This is a genomic window from Bradyrhizobium sp. 14AA (genome assembly GCF_054185205.1).
In genome coordinates, this window is the sequence record NZ_JAVAYM010000006.1 from 47,338 (window position 1) to 59,882 (window position 12,545).

The window sequence follows — 12,545 nt, forward strand, 5'->3', positions numbered from 1 at the left end:
GTGAATCAACTGAGCCGGCGCGAGGGGCAGGGTTGCGCGGGGCGGAGAGGTCGCGGGAGATGCGGGGCGTATCAATCCGGCAGTCGCGCGATCGCTGCAACCGGGCCGCCGCCCGGAGGTCCCTGGTGCTCGGCGCCGCCGGAGACGTAGACCGCACTGGTGCCGGCAAGGCCCGCGATCAGGCCGCCGACGGCCGCGCGGGCGTGGCGTGTCGAGCTGATGTCGGTGTCCTCCAGCATGGTGTGGCGGAAGCCGCGCACGCTGCCGTTGGGCGAGGCCTCGGCCTTGGCGAAGATGTTGACGAGCTCGCGGCCCGGCCGCGGCGTGGCGCCAAGCCCAACGCTCTTCAATGCCGATACCACCGCCGGGGCATCGATGGCGTCGTTCATCACGGCATGGCCGATCTCGAACTCACTCGCTGAAGATGCCGAATTGCCGAGCACGATGACCACGTTGTGCATCAGCTCGATCCCGGACGAGGTCGAGGCGACCTTCGAGAACAGATCGTAGCGACGCAGCACGTCCTCGTCGCGGACATCGGCTGCGATTTCGCCGAGCGCGACCGCAACACCGAGCGCTGAGGCGCCGCGCGAATAGGCCATCGAACTGTAGGAGTTCGTCGTGGCCGTCTTGGCGCCGCGCGCCGCTGCGGTCTCGACGCGATCGCTGGTGAGCAGCGGGCACTTGATCTGCACGAAATGAACGTCGGCCGGGTCCGTGATGCCGGCATCTTCCATCGCTGCCGTCACCGCCTTGGCCGTCTCCGCGATCTGCGCCGAGCGGCCGATTTCTTCGGGCAAAAAATCCCGCGTGTGCGCCATGCCGATGGTCAGGCGCTTGCCGTCAATGCCTGCCGGTCGCTGCTGGACGTCTCGGCGCGTGAATACCGTAATGTGCGGGCTGAGCACACCCTCGGTGCCACCCGACATCACGAAGGCGATGCGCTGCTCGACCGCTTCTGGCGACAGGCCGAGTTTTGGGGCCAGCGCGGTGCACAGCGCCGCAACGGCATATTCCCGGGTGAAATCGTTGACGCCGCCATTGCCCTCGGTCTTGCCGAGGATGGCGAGGATCTTGCCCCGGTCGATTGCGCCGGAGTTGATCATGGCCATCAGCCCGGAGACGTCGCCGGGGCCCCTGGTGGCGATTCTGATGACGCCGACCGATGTGGTACGCATGGATGGTCCTTGGAGTTCGGTGGCCCGGCGGTGCAAACAGCCGCTGAACCGGGGTCCATGTCAAGCCACGGGCCGCAACCTTTCATCCGTCATCCTGAGGTGCGAGCCCTGCGGCGCAACGCGTCGCTGGGCGAGCCTCGAAGGATGCGCGGCCCGGCTGCATCTCGGCCGTTCATCCTTCGAGGCTTCCTCCGCAGCGCTATGCGCGCTGCGACGTTCGCGCCTCAGGATGACGGAGCGGCTATCTTGGTTTGCCGCGACGCAAGAGAGAAGCCGCCACATCCCCAGGATTGTGGCGAGAACGCATCGATCCAGTAAAAAAATCCTCTGTCGACGGTTGCGCGCCGCACCTTGATGAATCAACCTCGGTTGGTTCATAAGCGGCGTCCCGCGACCGGATTTCGGTTCGCGTCGCGTGCTTGGATATAGAGGGATTCTCGCGTGGCCAATATCAACCAGAAAATTGCGCAGGAGCTTGGGGTACGGGCGGAGCAGGTCGAGGCGACGGTGGCGCTGCTCGACGGCGGCGCCACGGTTCCCTTCATCGCCCGCTACCGCAAGGAAGCGACCGGTGCGCTCGACGACGCGCAATTGCGCACCCTGGAGGAGCGCCTGGTTTACCTGCGCGAGCTTGAGGATCGCCGCAAGGCCATCCTCGAATCAGTCCGCGAGCAGGGCAAGCTCGATGCGGCGCTGGAAGCCTCCATTCTCGCCGCCGACAGCAAGGCGCGCCTCGAAGACATCTATCTGCCGTTCAAGCCGAAGCGCCGCACCAAGGCCGAGATCGCCAAGGAAGCCGGCCTCGAGCCGCTCGCCAATCAGCTCATGGCGGAGTCCACGAATGATCCGAAGGTCGTGGCCGAAGCCTTCGTCAACGCCGAGAAGGGTGTCGCCGATGCCGCCGCCGCGCTCGACGGCGCCCGCGCCATCCTGGTCGAGCGCTTCGACGAGGACGCCGACCTGATCGGCGCGCTTCGCGAGGAGATGTGGACCAATGCGCGCATGGCCTCCAAGGTCCGCGATGGCAAGAAGACCGAGGGCGAAAAATTCGCCGACTATTTTGACTTCTCCGAGCCGCTGACCAAGCTGCCGTCGCATCGCATCCTCGCGATGTTCCGTGGCGAGAAGGAAGAGGTTCTCGACCTGCAAATCCAGGCCGAGGCCGAGGCGCCGCCGCCGGGCGTGCCGAGCGCCTATGAGCTGAAGATCATGAAGCGGTTCGGCATCGCCGACCTCAAGCGCGCCGGCGATCGCTGGCTGATCGACACCGTGCGCTGGGCCTGGCGCACCAAGATCCAGGTGCATCTCAACATCGATCTGCGGATGCGGCTGTGGAACTCGGCCGAGACCGAAGCCGTCCGCGTGTTCGCCTCGAACCTGCGCGACCTCCTGCTGGCCGCGCCTGCCGGCACCCGCGTCACCATGGGTCTGGATCCCGGCTACCGCACCGGCGTCAAGGTCGCCGTCACCGACGCGACCGGCAAGGTCGTCGATACCGCGGTGATCTATCCGCACGAGCCGCAGCGGCAGTGGAACGAGTCGCTTGCGATCCTCGGCAAGCTGGCATTGAAGCATCGTGTCGAGCTGATCGCGATCGGCAACGGCACCGCCTCGCGCGAGACCGACAAGCTCGCAGGCGATCTCGTGAAAGGCCTGGCCGAGCTGAAGATGACCAAGATCGTGGTGTCGGAGGCTGGCGCGTCGGTTTATTCGGCCTCGGCTTTTGCTTCGGAGGAATTGCCAGGCCTCGACGTCACCCTGCGCGGCGCAGTCTCGATCGCGCGGCGCTTGCAGGATCCGCTCGCCGAGCTCGTCAAGATCGAGCCCAAGGCGATCGGCGTCGGTCAGTACCAGCACGACCTCGGCCAGGCCAAGCTCGCCAAATCGCTCGATGCCGTGGTCGAAGACTGCGTGAACGCGGTCGGCGTCGACGTCAACACGGCCTCCGCACCGCTGCTTGCCCGCGTGTCGGGCGTCGGCTCCGGCCTTGCGCAGAGCATCGTGGCGCATCGCGACGCCAACGGCCCGTTCAAGTCGCGCAAGGCACTGAAGGATGTGCCGCGGCTCGGCCCGAAGGCGTTCGAGCAGTGCGCCGGCTTCCTGCGCATCCTCGGCGGCGAGGATCCGCTCGACGCCTCCGGCGTGCATCCGGAAGCCTATCCGGTGGTGCGCCGGATCCTCAGCGCCACCAAGAGCGACATCAAGGCGCTGATCGGCAGCAGCGAGATCGTGCGTACCCTGAAGCCGAAGGATTTCGTCGACGAGACCTTTGGTCTGCCGACCGTCACCGACATCCTGCGCGAGCTCGAAAAGCCCGGCCGCGACCCGCGTCCGGCGTTCAAGGCCGCAGTGTTCAAGGAGGGTGTCGAGGAGATCAAGCACCTCCAGAAGGGCATGATCCTCGAGGGCACGGTGACCAACGTCGCCGCCTTCGGCGCCTTCGTCGACATCGGCGTGCACCAGGACGGTCTCGTTCACATCTCGGCGATGTCCAAGACCTACATCAAGGATCCGCGCGAGGTGGTGAAGCCCGGCGACATCGTCAAGGTGAAGGTGCTGGATTTCGAGGTCGCCCGCAAACGCATTTCGCTGACCTTGCGCCTCGACGACGAGGTTGGCGCCAAGAAGGACGCCCCCGGCATGCAGCGCGACAACAGCTCGCGCAACAGCGCGCGCATGACTTCGTCGGCCCCGCGCAAGCAGGAATCCTCCGGCGGCGGCGCACTCGCCGAAGCGCTGCGCCGCGCGGCCGAGAAGAACAACGGCAAGCGGGCGTAAAGAGCTGAGTAGCTCGATGTAGGGCAAGTTCTACCTACGTCGTCATTGCGAGCGCAGCGAAGCAATCCAGAGTCCCTCCGCGGAAACGGTCTGGATTGCTTCGTCGCAAGGGCTCCTCGCAATGACGAGGAGAGGGACCGTCCCTAACTTCCGCGTCAGAATCTGGCGCATTTGTAAGTTGATGGAGACGGCGTGTTCTCCTCTTCTGATCCTCCGAGTGCGGCGGCGTGACCACCGCACTGCAAGGAGGATTTTCCGATGAACAACAGGCTTCTCACAGGCCTCGTCGCAGCGGCAGTTGCTGCGACGATGGCGGTCGCGTCGCCCGTTCTCGCGCGCGGTGGCGGTGGCGGCGGTGGCGGACATGGCGGGTTTGGCGGCGGCGGGCATTTTGGTGGTGGCGGGCATTTCGGCGGCGGCGGCATGCACGTCGGTGGTGGCGCCATGCACGTCGGCGGTATGGGTGGCGGCGGCATGCGGTTTGGCGGCATGGGCGGTGCTCATTTCGGTGGCGCCCGCTTCGCCGGCTCGCCGATGGCCGCTCACGCGGCCATCGGACCGCGCTTTGCCGGAGCGCCGTTAGCGACCCGCGCCGCTTTCGGCCCGCGGTTTGCCGGCACGGCCTGGCACGGCAGGCCTTTCGTCGGCCGCCACGCCTTCTTCTTCCGGCATCATCGCTTCCATCGGTTCGCCTTCGTCGGCGCGCCGTTCGTCTATGCCAACTATTACGACGACGGCTGCTGGCGCAGGAGCTGGACGCCCTATGGATGGCAATGGGTCAATGTGTGCGGGGACTATTGGTAGTCGCATCGCCGTACCGCACCATTGTCGCGATCGCCACCGGGCAGTTCCGCTCTGCCCCGGAACGGGATAGTCTGGTGGCGATCGTCGCGCGGAGTATTGCATGACCGGAGGTCACCGCCGCATCCTGGTCGTCGAGGACGATCCGGAAACCGCAGGCCAGCTCGTCGAGGAGTTGACGACCTCCGGCTATGACGTCGACCTCGCTGCCACGGGGCGCGAAGCCCTCAGCCACGGCGCCGCGCGCGACTATGCCGTGATCACGATCGACCGCATGCTGCCCGACATCGACGGCATCACCGTGATGCGCCAATTGCGCGACGACGGCATTGCCGCGCCGTTCCTGATCATCTCCGCGCTCGGCGAGGTCGACGACCGCGTCCGGGGCCTCCGCGCCGGTGGCGATGATTATCTCGTCAAGCCCTTCTCCTTCACCGAATTGCTGGCGCGGCTCGAGGCGCTCGGCCGCCGCAGCGAGACCATCGCCAAGGAAACGCTGCTGCGGGTCGGCGATCTCGCCATCGACCTGATCTCGCGCAGCGCCAGCCGTCGCGGCCGCAAGATTCCGCTGCTGCCGCGCGAATTCCAGCTGCTCGAATATCTCGTCCGCAACGAGGGCCGCGTCGTCTCGCGCGCGATGCTGCTCCAGCACGTCTGGGACCTGCATTTCGATCCCTCCACCAACATCATCGACGTCTATGTCGGGCGCGTCCGCCGCAAGGTCGACGATGCCCAGGCCTATCCGCTGATCCATACCATCCGCGGCATCGGATATTGCCTCCGTGCTCCTGGCTAAGACGCTCCGCTCTTCGACCTTCCGCCTGGCGCTGATCGCGATTGGCGCCTTCGGGCTGATCGTCGCGGCGATCATGGCCTATGTCTATGTGGGCACGATCGCCTATGTGCAGAGCCGGGTCGGCGATGCCGGAGACCACAGCGGCTTCACCGCGATGATCGAGCTCGCTATGATCGCCGTCGCCGTGCTGCTGCTGGTGCTCGCCGGGCTCGCCGCCGTGCTGGTGACCCGGCGCACGGTCGGGCGGATCGAGGAAATCAACGCCACCAGCCGCGCCATCATGCTGGCTGGTCTCGACCGGCGCATTCCCTTGCGCGGCAGCCATGACGAGTGGGACCGCGTCGCCGAAAACCTCAACCAGATGCTCGACCGCATCGAGACGCTGATGGGCGAGGTCAAGCAGGTCAGCGACAACGTCGCCCACGATCTGCGTACGCCGCTGACGCGCATGCGCGGCCGACTGGAAAAGGCCTATCACGCCCCGCGCAACAGCGAGGCCGATGCGACACTGATCGGCGACACCATCGCCGATCTCGACGCCGTGCTCGGCATGTTCGCCTCCATCACCCGGATCTCGGAGATCGAAACCCGAGCCCGCACGGGGGCTTTCCGCACGCTCGACCTCGCCGAGATCGCCGGCGAGGTCGTCGAGCTCTACGACGCCGCCGCCGAGCAGGTCGCAACGCGGCTCAGCCTCGTCGGCGACCGCGAGGTGGCGATTACGGGGGACCGCGACCTGCTGTTCGACGCCGTCGCCAATCTCGTCGACAACGCCATCAAGCACGGCCGCAAAGGCGGGCAGGTCACCGTCACCTGCCGCAGCGCCGACGGCGGCGCTGATATCGCGATCGCGGATGACGGTCCGGGCATTCCCACCGAGGAGCGCGATCACGTCTTCAAGCGTTTCTACCGGCTCGAGCAGAGCCGCTACACGCCGGGCAATGGTCTCGGTCTCAGCCTCGTCGCGGCCGTCGCGCGCCTTCATGGCGCCGAGATCGCGCTGCGTGACAATGCGCCGGGCCTGACGGTCCAGCTCAGCTTCCCACCGACACCCGCGCCGTGAGAGCCGATCGCGTCACAGCTCGATCACGCCGCGGCGCGCCGCATGCGCCACCGCGTCGGTGCGGCCGGTGGCATCGAGCTTGTCGAGCAGCGAGCCGACATGGAATTTCACCGTGTGCACGGAGATGTTGAGCTGACGCGCGATCATCTTGTTGGAGGCGCCCTCGGCCATCAGCGCCAGCACGTCGAGCTCGCGCTGGGTCAATGCGATGTCTTCGGGCATGATGCGCGGATCACGGGCGACGATCACCGCGGCGGCTTGCTCGCCGGGCGTGGCAAGGCGAAGCCCGGCGATATTGCCGAGCAGGGCCGCCAGGCGATCGGCGAGGACGGGATCGTCGATCTCCAACGACAGCACGATCTCGGGCGCGGTGCTCTCGCTCACGCCTCGGGCCTCTCGCCGACCGTGACCTTGAAGCTGACCGGCTCGCCGCCGCGGCGTGCGGCGACGTCGACCACCGCGCCGACGCTCGCAGGTCCCAGCGTTCGTGACAGTGCGCGCACGCCGGAGAGTTTCTGGTCGTTGACCGCGACGATCACGTCGCCCTGGCGGATGCCGGCCGCGGCAGAAGGCCCGGCCTTGTCGACATTCATCACCATCGCGCCGACGCCGTCGTCGAGCCGGACCGGCTGGAGCCCGAGGCCGAGATATCCGCGCGCGATGCGACCGCGCGTCTCGAGCTGGGTCGCGACGCGCTCGATCGTCGCCGCGGGGATGACCAGCACGCGCCGTGGTCCGAGCACGGCCATGCCGAAAGCGTCGCCCGATGCATCGAGCGCGAGGCCGCCCTGCTGGCTGCCGCGCAGGCGAACATCGAGTTCGATCCGCGCATCGATGTCGCCGCCGCGCAAGGAGCGCCAGCCCTTGCCGGATGCCGATACCATTCCGAGTGCGGCGCTCGGCGTCTCGCGGTTGGTGGCGACGACGACCGACAGCGCGCCGAGGGCAGGGACCGTCGCGCCGAGCTTGATCGGCGCGGCGCCCGTATCGGCGCGCAGCAGCGCGATGTCGGTCGTATGGTCGCGGCCGGCAATCGTGGCGGCCACCCGGCTGCCGTCGGGAAGGCCGATCTCGACCTCGCCCTCGTCGGCGAGCGCCTCGTCGGCCGTGACGATCAGGCCTGGCTTCCAGACGAAGCCGGTGGCGCGGGAGCGGTGCGAGTGCACGGAGACAATGGAGGGCGCGGTGCGCGCCACCACGTCCGCGAGCGCGGACGACAGTGAGGACAGAGGAGTTGGGTCGGTCATGGCGGGCTCCTGTAAGTTGTTCTCAATCTGGGATGTCGCGGGCGATTGCGAAACTGGCCGGGTGGCCAGGACAAGGGCAGGGACAGGGGCGGACCTCCGTAGGACCACGGCCGACGAACATGTGATTGGGAGCGGCTCACGGGAACGTGTAGCAATCCCGAAATTGCGCCTTTTGACCTCTAGGATTTCAGCGAGCCCTGACGGATGACCATCGATCTCACCCGCCGTACCCTGCTTCAACTCGCCGGCGCGACCTCGCTTGCGATGGCCGCCGCAGCCGCCGCGCGCGCCGAGGGCAATCCGCAGGGCGCCGGCCCGACCTATGCCAGCCGCACGCCGATGCGGGTCGGCATGGTGACGCTCCGGGTGAAGAATCTCGACAAGGTTGCGGACTATTACCGCGACGTGATCGGGCTCACCGTGATGGAGCGCTCGGCGACCGCCGCAAGGCTCGGCACATCAGGCATCACCCTGCTCGTGCTGGAGGCCCGGCCCGATGCTGCGATCGAGCCGCGCACCGCTGCCGGCCTCTACCACACCGCCTTCCTGATGCCGACCCGCAAGGATCTGGCGCGCTGGCTGGTGGCAGCCGCTTCGCACCGGGTGCCGCTGTCGGGCTTTGCCGATCATCTCGTCAGTGAATCCGTCTATCTCGACGACCCCGAAGGCAACGGCATCGAAGTCTATGCCGACCGCGATCCCTCGCAATGGCAGTGGAGCGAGGGCAGCGTGAAGATGGCGTCCGACGAGCTCAACATCCCAGACTTGCTGTCGCTGACCAACACGCGCGTCCCTGATTATGCCAAGGCGCCGGACGGAATGCGTGTCGGCCACATGCATCTGCGCGTTGGCGATCTCGCAGCGGCCCAGAATTTCTATCATGGCACGATTGGCCTCGACCCGACCCGCAGCCGCAACGGCGCCGCGTTCCTGTCGTCGGGCCGCTATCACCATCACCTCGGCATGAACGTCTGGCAGAGCCAGGGCGCCGGCCAGCGCGATGATCAGACGACGGGACTTGCCTGGTTCTCGCTGGTCATGGCGAAGCCGGAGCTGCTCGTCGCGCAGGAAGAGCGCCTGCGCAAGGGCGGCGTGAAGGTCACGGCGCTTGCCGACGGCGTGGAGGCGATCGATCCCTGGGGCACGCGCGTACGCCTGCTCAAGGTTTGATCGCCGGGGCGGGCATTGCTAATACCTCTGGGGTGTCAGCTTCCGGAGCCCCCGACATGTCCGAATTCCACGGCGTCTTCCCCTACCTCGTCTCCCCCGTTGATGCCGACGGCACGGTGCGGACGAACGTGCTCGCAAAGCTCTGTGACGACCTGATCGGCGCCGGCGTACACGGCCTGACGCCGCTGGGCTCGACCGGCGAATTCGCCTATCTCAATGCCGCGCAGCGCACGGCAATCGTCCAGACCACGATCGAAGTCGCAAGGGGCCGCGTGCCCGTGGTGGCCGGCGTCGCCTCCACCTCGACGGCAGATGCCGTGGCCCAGGCGAGGGCGTATCAAAAACTCGGCGCCGACGGCATTCTGGCGATCCTGGAGGCCTATTTCCCGCTCGCCGATGCGCAGGTCGAATCCTACTTCCGCGCTATCGCGGATGCCGTGGACATCCCCGTCGTCATCTACACCAATCCGCAATTCCAGCGCTCCGATCTCACCCTCGACATCATCGCGCGCCTCGCCGAGCATCCGCGCATCGGCTACATCAAGGATGCCTCGACCAACACCGGCCGGCTGCTCTCGATCATGAACCGCTGCGGCGATGCCTTGCGGGTGTTCTCGGCCTCCGCCCACATCCCGGCCGCGGTGATGCTGATCGGCGGGCTCGGCTGGATGGCGGGACCTGCCTGCATCATCCCGCGCCAGAGCGTCGCGCTCTACGACCTCTGCAAGGCCGGCCGCTGGGACGAGGCCATGGCGCTTCAGCGCAGGCTGTGGCGCATCAACGAAGCCTTTGCCCGCTTCAATCTCGCCGCCTGCATCAAGGCCGGGCTGGCGATCCAGGGCTACGACGTCGGCGACCCCGTGCCGCCCCAGGCCGCGCTGACGGCCGACGCGCGCAAGGTCGTCGAGGCGGCGCTGGGGGAGCTGGCGTAGAGGCCGTCATTCTCGACACGATCAGTGCCGTAGGGTGGGCAAAGCGTAGCGTGCCCACCACCCCGATCGCGTTGAGCGACGGTGGGCACGGCGCAAGCGCGCCTTTGCCCACCCTACGGAATCGCAGATTTGCGGCACGCATGACGAAATCGCGGATATCCCGCCTAAATCCGTGGCTGGCATGCCCCTGATCGATCCGCTAAAAGGCTGCCCGCAGTTTCGAAAAGACCCTGAGGACCCCACGGAATGAATATTCTTCCCGGCAATTTGCGTTTCGGAGCGGGCCAGCCCGTCAAGCGTTTGGAAGACCAGCGGCTGCTCACCGGGAAGGGGCAGTTCATCGACGACAAGCCGGAGGACGGCGCGCTGTGGTTGTACGTGCTGCGCTCGCCTCACGCCCACGCGAAGATCGTCTCGATCGACACCGCCGCTGCCGCCGCGATGCAAGGCGTCACCGCGGTGTACACCGGCGCCGACCTCGTCAAGGACGACATCGGCGTCATCCCGACGCTGAGCATCTTCAAGCGCCCTGACGGCAAGCCGATGACGGTGCCGCCGCGCCGCCTGCTCGCCCATGAGATCGTGCGCTACGCCGGCGAGGCGGTTGCGGCGGTCGTCGCCTCGTCGCGTGCTGAGGCGCAGAGCGCGGCCGAGGCGATCGTGGTCGAATACGATGTGCAGCCCGCGGTGGTCGACCCCGTCGAGGCCGTAAAACCCGGCGCGCCCGTGGTGTGGCCCGAGGCGCCCGACAACATCGTCGGTGCGATGGCTTACGGCGATGCCGCCAAGGTGGATGAGGCTTTTGCCAACGCCGCCCACACGGTCGAGCTCGATCTCGTCAGCCAGCGCCTCGTGCCCTCTGCGATGGAGCCGCGCTCGACCATTGCCGAGATCGACAAGAAGACCGGCCGACTTCTGCTGCATGTGCAGTCGCAGACCCCGGCCTCGACCCGCGACGTGCTCGCGGAAGCCGTGCTCAAGCGCCCCAAGGACAGCGTGCGCGTGCTGGTCGGCGATATCGGCGGCGGTTTTGGCCAGAAGACCAACCTCTACCCCGAGGACGGCATCGTCGCCTACGCTGCGACCAAGCTGAGCAAGAAGATCCGCTGGCGCGGCGACCGTACCGACGAATTCGTCGGCGGCACCCACGGCCGCGATCTCACCTCGACCGCCTCCTTCGCGCTGGACGAGAAGGGCAAGGTGCTGGCCTATCGCGTCAAGTCGATCGGCTGCACCGGCGCGTATTCCTCGGGCGCGGCCAACATCATCCCGCTGGTGCTCGGGCCGTTCGTGCAGACCGGCGTCTACGACCTGCCGCTGGTGCATTTCGAGGTGCAGTCGGTGATGACCCACACTGCGCCCGTCGGGGCCTATCGCGGCGCGGGCCGGCCCGAGGCGGTCTTCATCGTCGAGCGCCTGTTCGACGCCGCCGCGCGAAAAATCGGCATGGACCCGCGCGAGATCCGCAAGGCGAACTACATCAAGCCGGCGCAACTGCCCTACACGAATGCGGCGGGCCAAGTTTACGATTCCGGCGCCTTCGCGCACATGCTCGATCGCGCCGTGAAGCTCGCCGACTGGGACGGCTTTGCCGCGCGCAAGAAGGCAGCGAAGAAGAAGGGCCTGCTCTACGGACGCGGGCTCACCTCCTACATCGAATGGACCGGCGGTCGCGCCCACACCGAGAAAGTCAGCCTGCACGCGACCTCGCAGGGCCGCGTCGTCCTGCATTCCGGCACCATGGCGATGGGGCAGGGGCTGCAGACCACCTACACCCAGATGATCTCCGACTCGCTCGGCATCCCCATGGACAAGATCGACGTCGTCCAGGGCGACACCGATCTCGCCATGGGCTTTGGCAGCGTCGGCTCGCGCTCGCTGTTCGTTGGCGGCACGGCGGTGGCGGTCTCCTCCAACGACCTGATCCAGAAGGCGCGCGAGAAGGCCGCCAACGTGCTGGAGACCTCGGTCGAGGACATCGAATATCAGGGCGGCATGCTCACCGTGGTCGGCACCGACCGCCGCATCAGCCTGTTCGATCTCGCCGAGAAGGAAGGCGGCGCCAAGCTCAGCGTCGATTCCGAAGGTGAGGTCGATGGGCCAAGCTGGCCGAACGGCACGCATATCTGCGAGGTCGAGATTGATCCCGAGACCGGTGTGTCCAAGGTCGTTCGTTACACCACCGTCGACGACGTCGGCGTCGCCGTGAACCCGATGCTGGTCACCGGCCAGATCCATGGCGGTGTCGCGCAAGGCATCGGTCAGGCGCTCTATGAAGGCGTCTCGTATGACGCCGATGGCCAGCTCCTCACTGCGAGCTACCAGGACTATTGCATCCCGCGCGCCGACGACGTGCCGCCGATCGTGGTGACGCTCGACGACACCGCGCCCTGCCGCACCAATCCGCTCGGCGCCAAGGGCTGCGGCGAATCCGGCGCGATCGGCGGCCCGCCCTGCGTCACCAACGGCGTAATGGACGCGCTCGCCGAACTCGGCATCACCCAGCTGAACACGCCGCTCACGCCGCAGAAGATCTGGCAGGCGATCCGGGAGGCGAAGGCTGCGGGTTAGTAGGGCTCG

10 protein-coding genes are annotated in these 12,545 nt (G+C 66.9%); 7 read left to right on the forward strand and 3 right to left on the reverse strand.

Annotation, left to right across the window (positions count from 1 at the left end; translation table 11 throughout):
- Window positions 1-71: 71 nt before the first annotated feature.
- Window positions 72-1,178 carry a cyanuric acid amidohydrolase gene (atzD, locus tag RAD15_RS13440; protein ID WP_458178104.1) on the reverse strand — a complete coding sequence of 369 codons (1,107 nt, stop codon included), beginning with the start codon at window positions 1,176-1,178 and terminating at the stop codon, window positions 72-74.
- Window positions 1,179-1,619: 441 nt separating this feature from the next.
- On the opposite strand from atzD, the gene RAD15_RS13445 reads away from it, so the two are divergent.
- From RAD15_RS13445 to RAD15_RS13460, 4 genes are all read left to right on the forward strand, one after another.
- Window positions 1,620-3,956, forward strand: a complete 2,337-nt coding sequence (locus RAD15_RS13445; protein WP_458178106.1) for a Tex family protein — start codon at window positions 1,620-1,622, stop codon at window positions 3,954-3,956.
- 258 nt (window positions 3,957-4,214) lie between these two features.
- The gene (locus RAD15_RS13450) at window positions 4,215-4,760 is read left to right on the forward strand and encodes a hypothetical protein (protein WP_458178108.1); all 546 of its coding nucleotides are present in this window, start codon (window positions 4,215-4,217) and stop codon (window positions 4,758-4,760) included.
- 100 nt (window positions 4,761-4,860) lie between these two features.
- Window positions 4,861-5,553 carry a response regulator transcription factor gene (locus RAD15_RS13455; protein WP_458178110.1) on the forward strand — a complete coding sequence of 231 codons (693 nt, stop codon included), beginning with the start codon at window positions 4,861-4,863 and terminating at the stop codon, window positions 5,551-5,553.
- Window positions 5,540-6,616: a sensor histidine kinase gene (locus tag RAD15_RS13460; protein WP_458178112.1), complete on the forward strand. Its 1,077-nt coding sequence runs from the start codon at window positions 5,540-5,542 to the stop codon at window positions 6,614-6,616. The genes RAD15_RS13455 and RAD15_RS13460 overlap by 14 nt, the downstream gene beginning before the upstream one ends.
- A gap of 12 nt (window positions 6,617-6,628) precedes the next feature.
- Here the strand turns inward: RAD15_RS13460 and RAD15_RS13465 are convergent, their stop codons facing one another.
- On the reverse strand, window positions 6,629-7,000 hold the full coding sequence (locus RAD15_RS13465; protein WP_458178114.1) for a response regulator transcription factor: 372 nt from the start codon (window positions 6,998-7,000) through the stop codon (window positions 6,629-6,631).
- Window positions 6,997-7,863, reverse strand: coding sequence for a S1C family serine protease (locus RAD15_RS13470; RefSeq protein WP_458178116.1), 867 nt, complete (start codon window positions 7,861-7,863; stop codon window positions 6,997-6,999). The genes RAD15_RS13465 and RAD15_RS13470 overlap by 4 nt, the downstream gene beginning before the upstream one ends.
- Window positions 7,864-8,067: 204 nt before the next feature.
- Between RAD15_RS13470 and RAD15_RS13475 the strand changes: the two genes are divergently transcribed.
- The 3 genes from RAD15_RS13475 to RAD15_RS13485 all read left to right on the forward strand — a co-directional run bounded on the left by RAD15_RS13475 (window position 8,068) and on the right by RAD15_RS13485 (window position 12,536).
- Window positions 8,068-9,033 (forward strand): VOC family protein, encoded by a 966-nt coding sequence (locus tag RAD15_RS13475; protein WP_458178118.1) that lies wholly within the window; start codon window positions 8,068-8,070, stop codon window positions 9,031-9,033.
- A 56-nt stretch (window positions 9,034-9,089) separates the two neighbouring features.
- A complete protein-coding gene (locus tag RAD15_RS13480; RefSeq protein WP_458178120.1) occupies window positions 9,090-9,965 on the forward strand; it encodes a dihydrodipicolinate synthase family protein in 876 nt (291 codons plus the stop codon).
- 246 nt (window positions 9,966-10,211) lie between these two features.
- On the forward strand, window positions 10,212-12,536 hold the full coding sequence (locus RAD15_RS13485; RefSeq protein WP_458178122.1) for a xanthine dehydrogenase family protein molybdopterin-binding subunit: 2,325 nt from the start codon (window positions 10,212-10,214) through the stop codon (window positions 12,534-12,536).
- The last annotated feature ends 9 nt before the right edge of the window (window positions 12,537-12,545 follow it).